We start from the raw sequence: 15,548 nt of genomic DNA on the forward strand, positions 1-15,548 counted from the left end.
GGAACGGTGGCCCGAGGAGCGGGATGCGAGCCCCCGCGGGCGAACGCCGGGAGGGCGGATCGGTGGACCGGGCGGGACGAACCGTCCCGCCCCTCACCCCTTGGGGTGATACGTCGCGCTATTCGGCCCGCGCGGTCTCACCACGCGCGTCGAGCGTGCTGTCCGGGCCGGGCCCGGACGCCTGCTCAGGGGCCTTGGCGGCCGCGGCGGCACGGGCCGCGGCCTGCTCCTGCTTGGCCTGTTCCAGCACGCTCTGCTCGGGCACCGCCTCGCCCGCGCGGATCAGGTCGATCCGGCCCATGACCTTCGACCGGAGGTCGACGGGCACGTCGTCATGGCCGCAGCAGCGCTTGACCAGCTTCTTGACGGCCTGCTCCAGGCCGTACTTCTCCAGGCACGGCGAGCATTCGTCGAAGTGCTCCTGGAACTTCTCGCACTCACCGGCCGGCATCTCGCGGTCGAGGTACTCGTACAGGTGGTCGAGGACCTCGGAGCAGTCCGTCTCGTGCGGGTCTCCGCAGCTCATGATCCCGAGCCTTTCCGATCGTGCGGCTGCGACGACTGCGCCGTCGCGGCCCCTGCCCCGGCGGGGACCAGCCCACGCTCGCGGGCGTAATCCTCCAGCATGCCGCGCAGTTGGCGCCGGCCGCGGTGCAGACGGGACATCACCGTGCCGATGGGTGTACCCATGATGTCGGCGATCTCCTTGTAGGCAAAGCCCTCGACGTCCGCGAGATAGACCGCGATGCGGAATTCCTCCGGGATGGCCTGGAGGGCCGCCTTCACGTCGGAGTCGGGCAGGTGGTCCAGCGCCTGGGACTCGGCGGACCGCAGACCCGTGGACATGTGCGACTCGGCGCGCGCGAGCTGCCAGTCCTCGATCTCCTCGGCGGCACTGCGCTGGGGTTCGCGCTGCTTCTTGCGGTAGGAGTTGATGAAGGTGTTCGTGAGGATCCGGTACAGCCACGCCTTGAGGTTCGTTCCCTCGCGGAACTGGTGGAAGGACGCGTACGCCTTCGCGTACGTCTCCTGAACCAGGTCCTCCGCATCGGCCGGATTGCGCGTCATGCGCAGCGCGGCCGAATACATCTGGTCGAGGAAAGTGAGCGCGTCCCGCTCGAAGCGCGCGTTGCGCTCGGCGTCCGTCTCCCGCTTCCCGTTGCCAGCGTGTTCCTCTGCCGTGCCGTCGGTCCCTGCGTCGGTACCGGTGACCGGACCCACCTCCTCCAACACCGTGACGGATCCGGACGCGGACCCGCTCGATTCGGAGAATAGACGACGATCCGGTGCCGCCGCCGCTCCAGCCATGGCGGCCTGGGCGCCCCTCAGCTGTGACCACTGCAGGTCAGCGGCCTGCGGGCGGGCTGGGCAAGCGATTCCCATGCGGCGGACTCCACTTCTTCGAAGATTCCCTCAGCGTTCCTACAACCGGCACAACAGCCGCACCCCGCACGTCATTCCCGCCCTGCGGACCCGGCCCGTGAGCATGGTCACGCCACCCCGCGGACCGGGCGGAAGGGCGGCGCAGCTCTTGACAAACGCGCTTGCCGCTTCAGCAATGAAGACATGGACGACAAGGCGTACGAACGGGTGCTGACGAACGTGGGACCGCGGCTGCGGCGGCTGCGGCAGGACAGAGGAGTGACGCTCACCGCCCTCTCGGAGACGACGGGCATCTCGGTGAGCACCCTCTCCCGCCTCGAATCGGGCGGCCGCAGGGCCACGCTCGAACTGCTGCTGCCGCTCGCCCAGGCCCATCAGGTACCGCTGGACGAGCTGGTCGGCGCGCCCGAGGTGGGCGATCCGCGGGTGCGCGCGGTGCCGCAGCGCCGGGCGCACATGACCTTCGTGCCGCTGACCCGGCAGCCCGGCGGGCTCCAGGCGTACAAGATGGTCATCGATCCGGTGGCGGGCCCGCCCGAGCCGCGCACCCACGAAGGGTACGAATGGCTGTACGTGCTCTCCGGACGGCTGCGCCTGCTCCTCGCGGACCGGGACGTGGTGCTGCGGTCCGGCGAGGCCGCGGAGTTCGACACCCGGCTGCCGCACTGGTTCGGCCCGGCGGGCGACGAACCGGTGGAGGTGCTCAGCCTCTTCGGGCGGCAGGGCGAACGGATGCACGTACGCGCCCGGCCGCGCGGCAGGAAGGATGAAGACTGAGGGGCGTATGGGGGCGGACGGGCCAGGGGCGGACGGGCCGGGGACCGGGGGCGGCGGTCAGCCGAAGAGGCCGTCCAGCCACTCCCCCGCCGCGTCCGTGAGCACGGCCATCGCCGCCGGCTCGTCGAAGTCCGCCTTCTTCGGTACGGCGAATCCGTGATCCCCGTACGGCACCTCGACGACGCGGGTGCCCTCCGGGAACTCCGACGGCCGCCCGAACGGGTCCCGGCCGCCCTGCACCACCAGCGTCGGCAGTCCGGCCCCGGTCAGCTCGTCCGCGCGGGATTTCTCCGGCTTGCCCGGCGGGTGCAGCGGAAAGCTCAACGCCAGTACGCCGTGCGCGCCCAGGCCGCGCGCCGTGCGGCAGGCCACGCGCGCCCCCGCGCTGCGTCCGCCCGCGACGACCGGCAGGCCCGGCTTCTCCAGGGCCGGCCACAGCGCGGTCCAGGCGGTGTCGAGCGTCTTGGGGGCCGGTGCCAGCTTCTTGCCGGCCACCCGCCACGGCTGCTCGACCAGCGCCACCGTGTAGCCGCGCGCGGGCAGCTCCGCCGCCAGCGCGCGCAGGTCGCGCGCTTCGATGCCGCCGCCGGCGCCGTGGCTGACGGCGAGCACGGCCCGCGCGTCCTCCGCCGGATGCCAGGTGATGCGTGCCTCACCCACAGGGGTCTCAACTGTTTCGCTCACGCCCTCATCCTGCCGTCCCGCCCACCCGTGGCGGCGCCGGGGCGCGCGGCGGACCGGCAGGCGCGCGACGTCATGACGCGCGCCGGTCCGGCGGCAGACCTCAGAACAGCGTGCCCGCCTCCGGCGCCGCCAGCTCCTTGACCAGCTCCGGGCCGTTGTTGCGGACGTTGCTCACCTCGGACGGGACCGGGTACGCGCGCATCAGCCCGGCGGGCGGCGGCGCGAGCAGCGGCAGCAGGTCGGCCACGTCCGTACGGGCCGGGTCGAGCCAGGCGTCCCACTTGTCGGGCGTCATGACCAGCGGCATCCGGGGGTGGATGTCGGCGAGCGCCTGCGGGCCCTCGCCGCCGTCCGCGTTCGCCAGCGGGGTGGTCTCGGCCTCGGTGGTGACGACCGTGCAGGTCACCCACCAGGCCTGCGGGTGGTCGTCGGGCAGCGTACGGTCCCGCCAGAACTCGTACAGCCCGGCCAGCGCCATCACCTGGCCGTCCGCCGGGGTGACGAAGTACGGCTGCTTGCGGGGGCGCTTCTTCTTGCCCTGCTCCTCCAGCCGGCGTTCGGCCGCGGCCGTGACCCACTCGTAGTAACCGTCGCCGGGCAGCAGGCAGCGGCGGGCCGCGAACGGGCGCCGGAACGAGGGCTTCTCGTGCACCGTCTCCGCCCGTGCGTTGATCATCTTCACCCCGACATCGGGTGATTTCGCCCAGGACGGGACCAATCCCCAGGTCAGTCTGCGCAGCTGGCGAACCGGACGGCGGTCTTCCGCGTCTTTAAGGGGACGTTCGAGCACCGCGTGGACGTCCTTCGTCGGGGCGATGTTCCAGTCGGGCGCCAGGGTCTCCTCCGGCTCCCACTTCTCGACCTCGAAGAGCCCCACCAGGTCCTCGGGGCCGCGACTCGCTGCATACCGTCCGCACATCTTCAACCACCCCTCTGACCTGCGGATTCCCCGAGTCAGGCCGCCATAGTCAGCACCACGTCAGCACGGTGCTGGGTAATCGCCACATCCATGACCGTGATGGCTCGTCCGGTCGAGTCCGGCGTGAGGTGGCCGTACGTGTCGGCCGTCTCGTTGATGGACTTGTGTCCGAGCCACCTGGACACGTCCAACAATGGCAGACCGCTGCTGAGCGCCGTCGAGGCGAACCAGTGCCGGAGATCGTGAGGCGACCAGTCGAACCCGAGAGTCTTGATGACCTTCCGGAACGCCGTCGAGTAGTCCGTGGTGGCCACCAGCGTCCCCGTGAGCGTCTGGAACAGCTCTCCGTTCGGCCCGGTGCCGTAAGCGGCGACGTGAGCCGCTACAGCCTCCCGCAGGTGGGTCGGCAGGGGAATGTCTCGCCAATCACCTACCTGCCGGTGCTTGAGAGGGCCGATAAACGGGCCCTGCCCCTTCTTGCCCCGGGCCACCTGCCTGCGGACACGTACGCGGTCGTCCAGGAAGTCGCTTCCCAGAGCGCAGGCATTTCGCCGGTACGCAGACCGAGAGCAGCCATGATCCAGCAGTACCTCGGCATGACGACGGACGAGTACCTGGCACACGTCAGCACACGGAGCGCCACGCCGACCAGCACGGAGGGTGACTGAGGGGCCTACCGCAGCGGGCAGTCCCGGTCCGGCATGGCGCGGTTCGGGGAGCAGCACACCAGGGCCAGGGACAGGAACGAGGGGCGTTCGAGATAGAAGCCGTGCGACACGTCGCCGCCCCATGCCAGCCGTTCGGCGGCGGAGCTGACGAGTATGGCCAGCCGGGTCGTGTCGCGGTCCTCTTCGGAATCGAACCGGGGCGCGTACGCGGCGAGCTGTTCCCCGAGCCCCTGCGCGGCCTCCTTCGGCTCATCCCAGGTGCCCCGTACCAACGTGCCGGGCTTGGTGAGCCAGCGCGCCGTTTCCAGCGGGGGCAGGTCGCTGACGGGGAACTCCGCCCGCACTACCCGATAGCGTTCGACGAGCCGCTTTCCTTCGGTGTCGTCGTCACCGGCCGGGGCCGGGGGCGGATCGGGGTGGGGAGGCCGCCGCAATGCCTCCTCGTCGAACCGCTTCTTCGAGCCCGTCCACAGGTAGCCGTGGTAGTGCAACTGGTGATCCTTGTCAGAGCAGTTGAAGGCGGCCCCCGCACTCCCCAGAGAACGGAGGCCGCCGGTCAGGGAGCGGCCGTTCAGGCCGAGAGGCCGAAGCGGGCCGGGTCGATACCGGCCGCGTTCAGTTCGGCGGTGGTGAACCTCAGCGGCTCCGCACCGGGCCGCTTGCTGTCACCCAGGGCCCACGCATCGGGGCCGATCTTCGCCAGCGTGGCGCAGGATTCGCCGTCCGGGTGCGTGTTGCCCCCGCACGCCGTGAGGAACTTGGCGCCGTCGATGGGCAGGCTGTACAGGTCGGTTCGGGGCATGGCTGTGCCTTCCTGATAGATCAGTGAAGGGCAGGCTCAGAACGGGTACTGCTCCGGCTTCTGCACGTACACGACACCGGGTGCAAGAGCCGTCGCGGACTCCCGAAAGAGTTCGTCCAGCATCGACCTGGGGCCGTCCCGCATGGCATTGGCCAGGCTTTCGGCCAGTAGAGCGACCTCGGACGGAAGCAGGACCATTTCTGTGTCTGCCATGTGCCGACCGTTCTTCGTCAACCACATCGGGACACGAATGTTCCCATCATCATCCCGGTAAGCCCGGCGGCTCGGGATCGGGTCCATCCGCCAACCCTGCGGAACGCTCTGCCTGTGGTTCTTCGGTTCGGACGGCATGGATACATCCTCGGGCCGCCGTGGCGAATCCTCTAGTCCGTTTCCTGTTGCCTCAAGAAGTCGTCCCGAATGCCTGACACGAGGTCCCGCATGTCGTCGCCGGTAACGGCCACTCGCTCGAACTTCCGGAACTTGTCCAGGTAGAGGTCGATGTCGGGAATCTCAGTAGTGGTGATCTCGGCGTGCGGGACTTCGATTGTGGCTAGCCGGGTATCAAAGAGGACGAATGCCGATGTGGGCAGTCCTGGCTTGGCTCCCCGCTGCGGGATAACGCCGATCGTGATGTTAGGGAATCTCGACATGCTGATGATCTTGTCCAACTGCATTGCCATCGGCCGAACCCCAATTATCTCCCAGCGGAGCACTGATTCTGTGATCAGAAAATGGAAGCTTCGCCCCTCATGGTGCAGCACATCATGGCGCTTGAGTCGAGCACCGACCATCTTCTCTAGTGCGTCTTCGGTAAGATTCCAGCCTTCCAGGATTCCCCTCACATATTCGGGGGTCTGGAGTAGTCCGGGGATGCAGGACGGCTGAAACAGCCTGAGTAGCGTGGTACTGGCCTCAATGGCCCTAATCTCTTCCTGATGCTTGTGGAGTCCCGAGCGTCGGTAGATGCGCCATGCGGTGGCCTCCGTGGCTACCTGCCGGGCAATCTCCATTAGCCGGGTCTTGGCCTCCCCGGAGACTTCCAACGCCGCCAAGATGCGTTCTGCGTCGATGACGCTAGGCGCAAGTACCCCATTCTCAATCTTGCTGAGCTTGCTTGGCGACATGGCAGCGCCACGGGCCACGACTTTGGCCTGCTTCCCGCTGGCCTCTCGCAGTTTCCGCAGTGCCTGCCCGATGTCGATATTGTTCACTCGCCGTACTGTGCCCACCAGTCGGAGAACGGCACGGAATTCCGCATTGCGACATTCCGAATTTCGAGCCATTGGGATGCGTCGGTCTGTAGTTCAGCTCCGAGGAACTTCCCGTTCTCGCCATAGTTCATCGAGGCGATCTGAGATTCGTCAAACATCCAGAAATCCGGCACGCCGGAAACCGGATTATCCCGGTCGGTAGTGTCAAGGATGAAGAACTCTTCGCCTGCCGTCTGGTTCTTGACGTAGCCCCATCCGAGTTCGAATCGGAGGTAATCCGTAAGCGGTCGCGAGACCACGTGGACGCGATACATGCGCTTACCCGCTTCGGTGTTTGCGCGTACGTCGTCAACCCACTGCTGGTTGTACTCGGCAGGCTGGGGCTCCCCGGCCAGAAAAGCGCGGATCATTCCCGGGTTGGATGAGCCGCTGTAATCGTCCAGCGCTTCCAGCCGGAACGCTTCCCGCTCGAACGTGGTGAAGAGTTTCCCGAACTCATCCGTTGAGATATTCACGGGCGTACCTCTCGATGATGTAGGCGGGGATGCGGACTACGGACTCCCCCGCCGGAACGTCGATTCCGGCCGTCTCCGCCTCGCTGGTGTTGTACCCCTGGACGAGTAAGTCACCGGTGCCGTCAACGGCGTACAGGGTGGCGCAAGTGCCGCCCTCGCATTCGCCGACGAGTCGCCTAGCGGGCATGTCTTCCCCCTGGTGTGAGGTTGTGTGTCCGATGCTCCCGAGCGCGTGACAGCGGGTCAAGGTGTGCCAGTTGAGAGAACAGGAAACCGCCCTCCCCCGTCAGAGCGTCTTGGTCAGCACGACACCATCGCAGTGCCCCCAACCACTCCGAAACGGGCTCCACCAAACCCAGCACGGAGTCAGCACGGGTACGCAAAGAGCCCCGGAGTGAACCGGGGCTCTAAGCCTATGACCTGCGGGTTTGGTAACGCAGGGGAGTCGTGTTACCTGAACGGCTTCCATACCGTCCGCACATGTATGCCACAGTGCCACGCCACACCAAGGGGAGAGATGGACACCGGTCATATCACCGACGTATGGGACAGGGTTTTCGGCATCCAGCCCGACCCGCCGCCCTGGCTCGTCATCGTCACCGCGGTGCTCGCCCTCGGCGCCATCGCCCCGTACCGCGCCTGGCGGCTGTCCCGTAACGCCATCACCATCGCCCACGAGGGCGGGCACGGGCTGGTCGCCCTGCTCAGCGGCCGCCGGCTGTCCGGCATCCGGCTGCACTCGGACACCTCGGGGCTGACGGTCTCGCGCGGCAGGCCGACCGGTCTCGGCATGATCCTCACCGCGGCCGCCGGGTACATCACGCCGTCCCTGCTGGGGCTGCTGGGCGCCTGGCTGCTGGCCTCCGGGCACATCACGGCGCTGCTGTGGGGCGCCACCGCACTGCTCGCCGCGATGCTGATGATGATCCGTAACGCGTACGGCGTGCTGACCGTCGTGCTCTCCGGGGCCGCCTTCTTCCTCGTCTCCTGGCTGACCGCCCCCGACGTGCAGGCGGCGTTCGCGTACGCGGTGGTGTGGTTCCTGCTGCTCGGCGGCGTACGGCCGCCCTTCGAGCTGCAGGGCAAGCGGCGCCGCGGCCGGGCCGGGGACTCCGACCCCGACCAGCTGGCCCGGCTCACCCGCGTACCGGCGGCCGTCTGGCTGGGCCTCTTCCACCTGGTGACGCTGTGCTCGCTGGCCGGTGGCGGGCGCTGGCTGCTGGACCTGTGAGCCGGTACGGACGGTGCGCCCGCGCCCGCAGGTACGCACCCCGGAGCGCGGCAGCGGGAGCATGGCGCCGGACAGTGACCCGGCCTGCACTATCAGTGCCGTGTTTCCTGCAGGTTGCGCCACTTTTGATCAAGATCTGCACCCCCGCCCAGCCATTAAAGTGAGGGACATGACCGAGAGCCCCGCGCATCCCGCCCTCTGGCCCGCCCCCGTCGCTGCCGGAGCGGTCGACGCCACCGTCACCGTGCCCGGCTCCAAATCGGTCACCAACCGTGGCCTCGTCCTCGCCGCCCTGTCCTCCGAACCCGGCTGGCTGCGCCGTCCGCTGCGCTCCCGGGACACCCTGCTGATGGCCGAGGCACTGCGCACGATGGGCGTCGGCATCGAGGAGACCGCCCCCTCCAGCGCCGCCGCGACGGCCGGCGCGGACGGTGGCGGCGGCGAGTCGTGGCGGGTGATCCCGGCCGGTCTGCACGGCCCGGCCACTGTCGACGTCGGCAACGCCGGTACGGTCATGCGCTTCCTGCCCCCGGTCGCGGCCCTCGCCGACGGCCCGATCCGCTTCGACGGCGACCCCCGCTCCTACGAGCGCCCGCTGGACGGCGTGATCAACGCGCTGCGCTCGCTCGGCGCCCGTATCGACGACGACGGCCGCGGCGCGCTGCCCATGACGGTCTTCGGCGGCGGGGCCCTGGACGGCGGTGCCGTGGAGATCGACGCCTCCTCCTCGTCCCAGTTCGTCAGCGCCCTGCTGCTGTCCGCGCCGCGCTTCAACCAGGGCGTCGAGGTACGGCACGTCGGGTCGGCGCTGCCCTCGATGCCGCACATCCGGATGACCGTCGACATGCTGCGCAGCGTCGGCGCGCAGGTGGACACCCCCGAGTCCGGCGGCGAGCCGAACGTCTGGCGGGTCACCCCCGGCGCCCTGCTGGGCCGCGACCTGATCGTCGAGCCGGACCTGTCCAACGCCCAGCCGTTCCTGGCGGCGGCGCTGGTCACCGGCGGCCGGGTCACCATCCCCGACTGGCCCGAGCGCACCACCCAGCCCGGCGACGCGCTGCGCGAGATCTTCACCGACATGGGCGGTTCCTGCGAGCTGACCGAGCGCGGCCTGACCTTCACCGGCACCGGCCGCGTCCACGGCATCGACGTCGACCTGAGCGAGGTCGGCGAGCTGACCCCGGGCATCGCCGCGGTGGCCGCCCTCGCCGACTCCCCCTCCACTCTGCGCGGCGTCGCCCATCTGCGCCTCCACGAGACCGACCGGCTGGCGGCGCTCACCAAGGAGATCAACGAGCTGGGCGGCGACGTCACGGAGACCGAGGACGGCCTGCACATCCGGCCGCGCCCGCTGCACGGCGGCATCTTCCACACATACGAGGACCACCGGCTGGCCACCGCCGCCGCGATCATCGGCCTGGCCGTACCGGGCGTACAGGTCGAGAACGTGGCGACGACCGCCAAGACGCTGCCCGACTTCCCCGCCCTGTGGACCGGAATGCTCGGCGAGGCCACGGCCCCCGCGCGGAGAGGCTGAGGCTCCTTCGACCATGCGGCGCTACGGCAAGAACCCCGACGAGGACGACATCCGCGTCCGTCCCAACCGCAAGGGCAACCGCCCTCGTACGAACATCCGGCCCAAGCACGAGGACGCCAGCGAGGGCCTGGTCCTGACCGTCGACCGGGGCCGGACCACCTGCCTCATCGAGGACCGCAAGGTCATCGCGATGAAGGCCCGCGAACTGGGCCGCAAGTCCGTCGTCGTCGGTGACCGGGTCGCGGTCGTCGGCGACCTGTCCGGCGCGAAGGACACCCTCGCGCGGATCGTCCGGGTCGAGCCGCGCAGCTCCACCCTGCGGCGTACGGCGGACGACGACGACCCGTTCGAGCGGGTGGTCGTCGCCAACGCCGACCAGCTCGCGATCGTCACCGCGCTCGCCGACCCGGAGCCGCGGCCGCGGCTGATCGACCGCTGCCTGGTCGCCGCGTTCGACGCGGGACTGGACCCGCTGCTGGTCCTGACCAAGTCCGACCTGGCCTCCCCCGACTCCCTCCTGGAGTCGTACGGCACGATCGGCGTCCCGTACGTCGTCACCAACCGCGACGAACTCACCGACGGCACCGCCGCCGAGCGGGTGCGCGAGCGGCTGCACGGCCACATGACCGCTTTCGTCGGGCACTCCGGCGTCGGCAAGACCACGCTCGTCAACGCGCTGGTGCCGGACCGCGCACGGGCCACCGGCCACGTCAACGCGGTGACCGGACGCGGCCGGCACACCACGACCTCCGCGCTCGCGCTCCCGCTGCCGGGCGACACGGGCTGGGTCATCGACACCCCCGGCATCCGCTCCTTCGGCCTGCACCACGTGGACCCGGCCCGGGTCATCCTCGCCTTCCCCGACCTGGTCCCCGGCACCGCCGACTGCCCGCGCGCGTGCAGCCACGACGAGCCGGACTGCGCCCTGGACCAGTGGGTGGCCGACGGCCACGCGGACCCGGCCCGGCTGTACTCACTACGCCGTCTGCTGGCCACCCGGGAGCGACGCGAAGGGGACTGATCGCTCAAGTTTGCTGCCCCGCCGCCGCGGTGAATGCATAATCACACCAAGGCTGGCGAAGCGGTCACAGACCGTACGGAGGCATGGACATGGCGTGGCTGCTCGTCGTGGTGGCGGGGCTCCTGGAGACCGGTTTCGCGGTCTGCCTCAAGCTCTCCCACGGCTTCACCCGGCTCTGGCCCACCATCGCCTTCGCCTGCTTCGCCCTCGGCAGCTTCGGCCTGCTCACCCTCTCGCTGAAGAAGCTGGACGTGGGCCCGGCGTACGCGGTGTGGACCGGCATCGGCGCCGCCGGCACCGCCATCTACGGCATGGTCTTCCTCGGCGACCTCGTCTCCACCCTGAAGCTCGTCTCGATCGCCTTCGTCATCGTCGGCGTCATCGGCCTCCAGTTGTCGGGCTCGGCTCACTAGCTCGGTGCGGTGGCGGTCAGGTGCGGTGGGCGGCGTGGGCGAAGGCCCGGTGGAGCTGGCGGGTGAGGTCTTCCGGTTCGGCGGGGGCCACCACGTACGAGAGGGTGAGGCGGGCCGCCGTGGCACAGGCGGTGCCCAGCGCGGGAAGGTCCTCCTTGGGCCAGTCGGCCTCCAGCGCGGCCATCGCGCAGTCGCAGAACCGGCCCACCAGATCGGTCGGACCCGGCGGGGTTCCTTCGGCGCGCGCCCCCGGGTGCGTACTCGCGCCCCCGGAGTACGTCCCGCGCTGGCCCGGCACTCCACCCGCCGGCGCCGGCAGGCGCTCACTCCAGCAGCCCGTCAGCGCCGCGCGCACCAGCGGATTGGTCCGCGCGGCGCGTACGGTCCACGCGGCGGCGGCCACGACCCGGGCCTCCACGTCGTCGCCCGCCGCTCCGGGGCCCGCGTCCGGGCCCGGTCCCGGTTCCGCGAGGGCCCGGGCCACCCCGGCCATATAGCCCTCGGTCTCCCGCCGTACCAGGGCCCGGGCCAGGCCCTCCTTGCTGCCGAACTCGTTGTAGAGGGTCTGCCGGGACACCCCGGCCTCGGCCGCCACATCGACCATCCGGACGCCCGCCCACGGCCTGGCCGCGAGCGCCGCGTAGGCGGCGTCCAGCAGGGATTCTCGCGCTGTAGGCATGGTCGCCTCCCAGGCCGCCGGCCCAGATGGCCGGTGTGCCGCACAGAATTGACTCGCCGCCAGGGGCTGTCAAGGGTCCGTACGCGCCGGGCAACCGTGGTCATGTGGCTCGTGCCGGAGACCAGTCGATACTGTTCGCACATGCCCGACTATCACGATGACCTCCGCCTCGGCCACGTCCTGGCGGACGCCGCCGACGCCGCGACCATGGAGCGGTTCAAGGCACTCGACCTCAAGGTCGAGACCAAACCGGACATGACTCCGGTGAGCGAGGCCGACAAGGCGGCCGAGGAACTGATCCGTGGTCATCTGCAGCGCGCCCGCCCGCGCGACGCCGTCCTGGGCGAGGAGTTCGGCAGCGAGGGCTCGGGCCCGCGCCGCTGGATCATCGACCCCATCGACGGCACGAAGAACTATGTGCGCGGGGTGCCGGTCTGGGCCACGCTGATCGCCCTGATGGAGCGCGGCGAGGGCGGCGACCGCCCGGTGGTCGGCGTCGTCTCCGCGCCCGCGCTCAACCGGCGCTGGTGGGCGGCCGAGGGGCTCGGCGCGTACACAGGCCGCAGCCTGACCTCCGCCAGCCGGCTCCAGGCCTCGCAGGTGAGCCGTATCCAGGACGCGTCGTTCGCGTACTCCTCGCTCACCGGCTGGGAGGAGCAGGGCCGGCTGCCCGGCTTCCTCGAACTGTCCCGGGATTGCTGGCGCACCCGCGGCTACGGCGACTTCTGGCCGTACATGATGGTCGCCGAGGGCTCGGTGGACATCTGCGCCGAGCCGGAGCTGTCGCTGTGGGACATGGCGGCCTGCGCCGTCGTCGTACAGGAGTCGGGCGGCCGGTTCACCGGTCTGGACGGCGTGCCGGGCCCGAACAGCGGGAATGCCGCGGCCTCCAACGGGCTGCTGCACGAGGAGTTGCTCAACTACATCGGTGACGGGCGCCGCTGAGACTCCATCCGGCTCGAACTCGCATACGAGCGGACACCCGGGGGCGCGAAATGGCAACCGCCCGTTCCGCGCCCCTTGTTGCACCCCCGGACGCATGTGAACATGAGAGCACCGAAGCTTGTGAACTTGTGAATCGATTCGCAAGGTGCACGCACGGTGCACCCGCAAGCGACAAGGAGGTGGCTCCATTCCATGCCCATGTACGTGCGCAACGCCATGAGCACGGTGGTCCTCACCATCGGGCCCGCCCACACGCTGCGCCAGGCAGCCCATCTGATGGCCGCGCGGCGCGTCGGCGCGGCCGTCGTCCTGGACACCGACACCAGCGGGCTCGGCATCCTCACCGAGCGCGACATTCTCAACTCCCTGGGCGCGGGAGAGGACCCGGACCGGGAGACCGCGCAGGCCCATACGACCTCGGACGTGGTCTTCGCCGCTCCCGGCTGGACGCTCGACGAGGCCGCCGACGCCATGGTGCACGGCGGCTTCCGGCATCTCATCGTGCTCGACGACCGGGAACCGGTGGGGATCGTGTCGGTCCGCGACATCATCCGGTGCCGGGCCTCCGCCGCGGCACGGCGGGAGGAGCGGGTCGACGCCGTACCGGCATGACCGCGCGCGTGCGGGAGTGAATCCCCGCGACCGCCGACGCGTACGCGAAGAGGCCGGAGCCCACTGGCGTCCGGCCTCTTCGGTGTTACGGCAAGGGAAGGGTCAGCCGCGCAGGGCCTGGACCGCGGCCTCCAGCCGCTTGCCGTAGTCCGGGTCCGCCTTGCGGAAGTTCTCGATCGCGCGCTGGGCTATGTCATCGCGCGAGACCTTGGAGATGAAGCCGGCCAGGTTGCCGACCAGACGCTCCTTCTCCTCTTCCGTCATCAGGCGGTACAGGTTGCCGGCCTGCACGAAGTCGTTGTCCTCGGCGTGCGAGGGCGCCTCCGACTCGCCGGTCGTGCCGCTCACCGCGATCGGCTGCCACATCGGACGGCCGGTCTCCACCGGGCCGCCGAAGCTGTTCGGCTCGTAGTTCTTCGCGCCGCCGTGCCGGCCGTCGTAGAGCGCGCCGTCGCGGCCGTGCGAGCGGGCCTCGGTGGCGTGCGGGCGGTTGACCGGCAGGTGGTCGGCGTTGATGCCGACGCGGTAGCGGTGGGCGTCGCCGTAGGCGAACAGCCGGCCCTGGAGCATCTTGTCGGGCGAGGGGCCGATGCCCGGCACGAAGTGGTGCGGGGAGAAGATCGACTGCTCGACCTCGGCGAAGACGTTCTCCGGGTTGCGGTTGAGCTCCAGCTTGCCGATCTCGATCGGCGGGTAGTCCGCGTGCGGCCAGACCTTGGTCAGGTCGAACGGGTTGAAGCGGTACGTCGCCGCGTCGGCGGCCGGCATGATCTGCACCTGGACGGTCCAGCTCGGGAACTCGCCGCGCTCGATGGACTCGCGCAGGTCGCGCTGGTGGCTGTCCGGGTCCTCACCGGCGAGCTTGTCGGCCTCGGGCTGGGTCAGGGACTTGATGCCCTGGTCGGTCTTGAAGTGGTACTTGACCCAGAAGACCTCGCCGGCCTCGTTGTTCCACTGGTAGGTGTGCGAGCCGAAACCGTCCATGTGGCGGTAGGACGCCGGGATGCCGCGGTCACCGAACAGCCAGGTCACCTGGTGGGTGGACTCGGGCGACAGACCCCAGAAGTCCCAGACGTTGTCCGCCTCCTGCGAGCCCGTGTACGGGTCGCGCTTCTGGGTGTGGATGAAGTCGGGGAACTTGATGGCGTCCTTGATGAAGAACACCGGGGTGTTGTTGCCGACGAGGTCGTAGTTGCCGTCTTCGGTGTAGAACTTCAGCGCGAAGCCGCGCGGGTCGCGCACCGCGTCGGCGGAGCCGAGGTTGCCGGCGACGGTGGAGAACCGCAGGAAGGTCTCGGTCTGCTTGCCGGCCTCGGAGAGGAACCTGGCGCGGGTGTAGCGCGACATGTCGGCGGTGGCCGTGAAGGTGCCGTAGGCGCCGGCGCCGCGGGCGTGCACCACGCGCTCCGGGATGCGCTCGCGGTTGAAGTGCGCGAGCTTCTCCATCAGGAGCTGGTCCTGGATGAGTCCGGGACCGCCGATGCCGGCCGTCTCGCTGTTCTGGTTGTCCGCGACCGGAGCCCCGGCCTCCGTGGTCAGCGGTCCGGTGCTGCTCTGTACCGACACGTGCGCCTCCTGAGTCATGAACCTGCCCTTGGCTTGCGCCGCATCCGATCCTACATTGGACAATGTCTAAGTCAAGAAGAACCCGAAACTCGTACCGAATCCGGTGATGGACGAGCCACTGCTACCCTGGCCTTATCTGACTGATAGGTGATTGGCATGAGTGACCTGCTGGAACGACTCCGGGGACGCGGCTGGCGGCTGACCGCGCAGCGACGCGTCGTCGCCGAGGTCCTCGACGGGGACCACGTCCACTACACCGCTGACGAAGTGCACGCGCGGGCGACCGAGCGCCTGCCGGAGATCTCGCGCGCGACCGTGTACAACACGCTGGGCGAGCTGGTCTCGCTCGGCGAGGTGCTGGAGGTCAGCACGGACGGCCGCGCCAAGCGGTACGACCCCAACGCCCACCACGACCACCAGCACCTGGTGTGTTCGCGGTGCGGGACGATAAAGGACGTCCACCTGGACAGCGACCCGCTCGCCGCGCTGCCGGTGCCGGAACGGTTCGGCTTCCAGGTCTCCGAGGTGTCGGTGACGTACCGGGGCATCTGCCCGAACTGCCACTCCCACAGCTGAGCCCGG

Annotated in this window: 21 protein-coding genes; 8 read left to right on the forward strand and 13 right to left on the reverse strand. The window is 69.5% G+C overall.

Annotated features, from left to right (window positions below; all coding sequences use genetic code 11):
- Positions 1-118: 118 nt before the first annotated feature.
- Positions 119-526: a mycothiol system anti-sigma-R factor gene (rsrA, locus tag ACZ53K_RS00160; RefSeq protein ID WP_468830030.1), complete on the reverse strand. Its 408-nt coding sequence runs from the start codon at positions 524-526 to the stop codon at positions 119-121.
- A complete protein-coding gene (locus ACZ53K_RS00165; protein ID WP_398479988.1) occupies positions 523-1,221 on the reverse strand; it encodes a sigma-70 family RNA polymerase sigma factor in 699 nt (232 codons plus the stop codon). The genes rsrA and ACZ53K_RS00165 overlap by 4 nt, the downstream gene beginning before the upstream one ends.
- Before the next feature lie 345 nt (positions 1,222-1,566).
- Here ACZ53K_RS00165 and ACZ53K_RS00170 point away from each other — a divergent pair, with 345 nt between their 5' ends.
- Entirely contained in the window at positions 1,567-2,160 is a 594-nt protein-coding gene (locus ACZ53K_RS00170) for a helix-turn-helix domain-containing protein (RefSeq protein ID WP_468830032.1), read from the forward strand.
- A 57-nt stretch (positions 2,161-2,217) separates the two neighbouring features.
- On the opposite strand, the gene ACZ53K_RS00175 is transcribed toward ACZ53K_RS00170, so the two are convergent.
- The 9 genes from ACZ53K_RS00175 to ACZ53K_RS00215 all read right to left on the reverse strand — a co-directional run bounded on the left by ACZ53K_RS00175 (position 2,218) and on the right by ACZ53K_RS00215 (position 7,149).
- Positions 2,218-2,844: an alpha/beta hydrolase family protein gene (locus tag ACZ53K_RS00175; protein WP_468830034.1), complete on the reverse strand. Its 627-nt coding sequence runs from the start codon at positions 2,842-2,844 to the stop codon at positions 2,218-2,220.
- Positions 2,845-2,944: 100 nt separating this feature from the next.
- Positions 2,945-3,763 (reverse strand): SOS response-associated peptidase, encoded by an 819-nt coding sequence (locus ACZ53K_RS00180; RefSeq protein ID WP_468830036.1) that lies wholly within the window; start codon positions 3,761-3,763, stop codon positions 2,945-2,947.
- A 35-nt stretch (positions 3,764-3,798) separates the two neighbouring features.
- On the reverse strand, positions 3,799-4,254 hold the full coding sequence (locus tag ACZ53K_RS00185) for a tyrosine-type recombinase/integrase (protein WP_468830038.1): 456 nt from the start codon (positions 4,252-4,254) through the stop codon (positions 3,799-3,801).
- 182 nt (positions 4,255-4,436) lie between these two features.
- The gene (locus ACZ53K_RS00190) at positions 4,437-4,922 is read right to left on the reverse strand and encodes a hypothetical protein (protein ID WP_468830040.1); all 486 of its coding nucleotides are present in this window, start codon (positions 4,920-4,922) and stop codon (positions 4,437-4,439) included.
- 80 nt (positions 4,923-5,002) lie between these two features.
- The gene (locus tag ACZ53K_RS00195) at positions 5,003-5,233 is read right to left on the reverse strand and encodes a DUF397 domain-containing protein (RefSeq protein ID WP_468830042.1); all 231 of its coding nucleotides are present in this window, start codon (positions 5,231-5,233) and stop codon (positions 5,003-5,005) included.
- Positions 5,234-5,269: 36 nt separating this feature from the next.
- Positions 5,270-5,446: a hypothetical protein gene (locus ACZ53K_RS00200; RefSeq protein ID WP_468830044.1), complete on the reverse strand. Its 177-nt coding sequence runs from the start codon at positions 5,444-5,446 to the stop codon at positions 5,270-5,272.
- 170 nt (positions 5,447-5,616) lie between these two features.
- Positions 5,617-6,447, reverse strand: a complete 831-nt coding sequence (locus ACZ53K_RS00205; RefSeq protein ID WP_468830046.1) for a helix-turn-helix domain-containing protein — start codon at positions 6,445-6,447, stop codon at positions 5,617-5,619.
- Positions 6,444-6,962, reverse strand: coding sequence for a DUF6879 family protein (locus ACZ53K_RS00210; RefSeq protein WP_468830048.1), 519 nt, complete (start codon positions 6,960-6,962; stop codon positions 6,444-6,446). Before ACZ53K_RS00210 ends, ACZ53K_RS00205 begins: the two co-directional genes overlap by 4 nt.
- Entirely contained in the window at positions 6,943-7,149 is a 207-nt protein-coding gene (locus ACZ53K_RS00215) for a hypothetical protein (RefSeq protein WP_468830050.1), read from the reverse strand. Before ACZ53K_RS00215 ends, ACZ53K_RS00210 begins: the two co-directional genes overlap by 20 nt.
- A gap of 330 nt (positions 7,150-7,479) precedes the next feature.
- Here ACZ53K_RS00215 and ACZ53K_RS00220 point away from each other — a divergent pair, with 330 nt between their 5' ends.
- From ACZ53K_RS00220 to ACZ53K_RS00235, 4 genes are all read left to right on the forward strand, one after another.
- Positions 7,480-8,193, forward strand: a complete 714-nt coding sequence (locus ACZ53K_RS00220; protein WP_468830052.1) for a M50 family metallopeptidase — start codon at positions 7,480-7,482, stop codon at positions 8,191-8,193.
- A 169-nt stretch (positions 8,194-8,362) separates the two neighbouring features.
- Positions 8,363-9,730 carry a 3-phosphoshikimate 1-carboxyvinyltransferase gene (aroA, locus tag ACZ53K_RS00225; RefSeq protein ID WP_468830054.1) on the forward strand — a complete coding sequence of 456 codons (1,368 nt, stop codon included), beginning with the start codon at positions 8,363-8,365 and terminating at the stop codon, positions 9,728-9,730.
- Between the two features lie 13 nt (positions 9,731-9,743).
- A complete protein-coding gene (gene rsgA / locus ACZ53K_RS00230; RefSeq protein ID WP_468830056.1) occupies positions 9,744-10,751 on the forward strand; it encodes a ribosome small subunit-dependent GTPase A in 1,008 nt (335 codons plus the stop codon).
- Positions 10,752-10,840: 89 nt separating this feature from the next.
- Positions 10,841-11,164, forward strand: coding sequence for a DMT family transporter (locus tag ACZ53K_RS00235; protein ID WP_030022114.1), 324 nt, complete (start codon positions 10,841-10,843; stop codon positions 11,162-11,164).
- A 16-nt stretch (positions 11,165-11,180) separates the two neighbouring features.
- Here ACZ53K_RS00235 and ACZ53K_RS00240 read toward each other — a convergent pair whose 3' ends face one another.
- Positions 11,181-11,843 carry a TetR/AcrR family transcriptional regulator gene (locus tag ACZ53K_RS00240; protein WP_468830058.1) on the reverse strand — a complete coding sequence of 221 codons (663 nt, stop codon included), beginning with the start codon at positions 11,841-11,843 and terminating at the stop codon, positions 11,181-11,183.
- Between the two features lie 141 nt (positions 11,844-11,984).
- On the opposite strand from ACZ53K_RS00240, the gene hisN reads away from it, so the two are divergent.
- Together hisN and ACZ53K_RS00250 are read left to right on the forward strand one after the other, a co-directional pair.
- On the forward strand, positions 11,985-12,788 hold the full coding sequence (hisN, locus tag ACZ53K_RS00245; protein WP_468830060.1) for a histidinol-phosphatase: 804 nt from the start codon (positions 11,985-11,987) through the stop codon (positions 12,786-12,788).
- Positions 12,789-12,986: 198 nt separating this feature from the next.
- On the forward strand, positions 12,987-13,400 hold the full coding sequence (locus ACZ53K_RS00250) for a CBS domain-containing protein (protein WP_468830746.1): 414 nt from the start codon (positions 12,987-12,989) through the stop codon (positions 13,398-13,400).
- A 102-nt stretch (positions 13,401-13,502) separates the two neighbouring features.
- Here the strand turns inward: ACZ53K_RS00250 and ACZ53K_RS00255 are convergent, their stop codons facing one another.
- A complete protein-coding gene (locus ACZ53K_RS00255) occupies positions 13,503-14,984 on the reverse strand; it encodes a catalase (protein WP_468830062.1) in 1,482 nt (493 codons plus the stop codon).
- 138 nt (positions 14,985-15,122) lie between these two features.
- Between ACZ53K_RS00255 and ACZ53K_RS00260 the strand changes: the two genes are divergently transcribed.
- Entirely contained in the window at positions 15,123-15,542 is a 420-nt protein-coding gene (locus ACZ53K_RS00260; protein WP_468830064.1) for a Fur family transcriptional regulator, read from the forward strand.
- Positions 15,543-15,548 lie beyond the last annotated feature (6 nt).

The sequence above is a fragment of the Streptomyces sp. NPDC033221 genome, from assembly GCF_055577005.1.

Excerpts from the sequence above, each read along its gene's own strand:
- rsrA (WP_468830030.1), bottom strand. The coding sequence starts at position 526 with ATGAGCTGCGGAGACCCGCACGAGACGGACTGCTCCGAGGTCCTCGAC.
- ACZ53K_RS00170 (WP_468830032.1), top strand. The coding sequence starts at position 1,567 with ATGGACGACAAGGCGTACGAACGGGTGCTGACGAACGTGGGACCGCGG.
- ACZ53K_RS00180 (WP_468830036.1), bottom strand. The coding sequence starts at position 3,763 with ATGTGCGGACGGTATGCAGCGAGTCGCGGCCCCGAGGACCTGGTGGGG.
- ACZ53K_RS00195 (WP_468830042.1), bottom strand. The coding sequence starts at position 5,233 with ATGCCCCGAACCGACCTGTACAGCCTGCCCATCGACGGCGCCAAGTTC.
- ACZ53K_RS00200 (WP_468830044.1), bottom strand. The coding sequence starts at position 5,446 with ATGGCAGACACAGAAATGGTCCTGCTTCCGTCCGAGGTCGCTCTACTG.
- ACZ53K_RS00215 (WP_468830050.1), bottom strand. The coding sequence starts at position 7,149 with ATGCCCGCTAGGCGACTCGTCGGCGAATGCGAGGGCGGCACTTGCGCC.
- ACZ53K_RS00220 (WP_468830052.1), top strand. The coding sequence starts at position 7,480 with ATGGACACCGGTCATATCACCGACGTATGGGACAGGGTTTTCGGCATC.
- aroA (WP_468830054.1), top strand. The coding sequence starts at position 8,363 with ATGACCGAGAGCCCCGCGCATCCCGCCCTCTGGCCCGCCCCCGTCGCT.
- rsgA (WP_468830056.1), top strand. The coding sequence starts at position 9,744 with ATGCGGCGCTACGGCAAGAACCCCGACGAGGACGACATCCGCGTCCGT.
- ACZ53K_RS00235 (WP_030022114.1), top strand. The coding sequence starts at position 10,841 with ATGGCGTGGCTGCTCGTCGTGGTGGCGGGGCTCCTGGAGACCGGTTTC.
- ACZ53K_RS00240 (WP_468830058.1), bottom strand. The coding sequence starts at position 11,843 with ATGCCTACAGCGCGAGAATCCCTGCTGGACGCCGCCTACGCGGCGCTC.
- hisN (WP_468830060.1), top strand. The coding sequence starts at position 11,985 with ATGCCCGACTATCACGATGACCTCCGCCTCGGCCACGTCCTGGCGGAC.
- ACZ53K_RS00250 (WP_468830746.1), top strand. The coding sequence starts at position 12,987 with ATGTACGTGCGCAACGCCATGAGCACGGTGGTCCTCACCATCGGGCCC.
- ACZ53K_RS00255 (WP_468830062.1), bottom strand. The coding sequence starts at position 14,984 with ATGACTCAGGAGGCGCACGTGTCGGTACAGAGCAGCACCGGACCGCTG.
- ACZ53K_RS00260 (WP_468830064.1), top strand. The coding sequence starts at position 15,123 with ATGAGTGACCTGCTGGAACGACTCCGGGGACGCGGCTGGCGGCTGACC.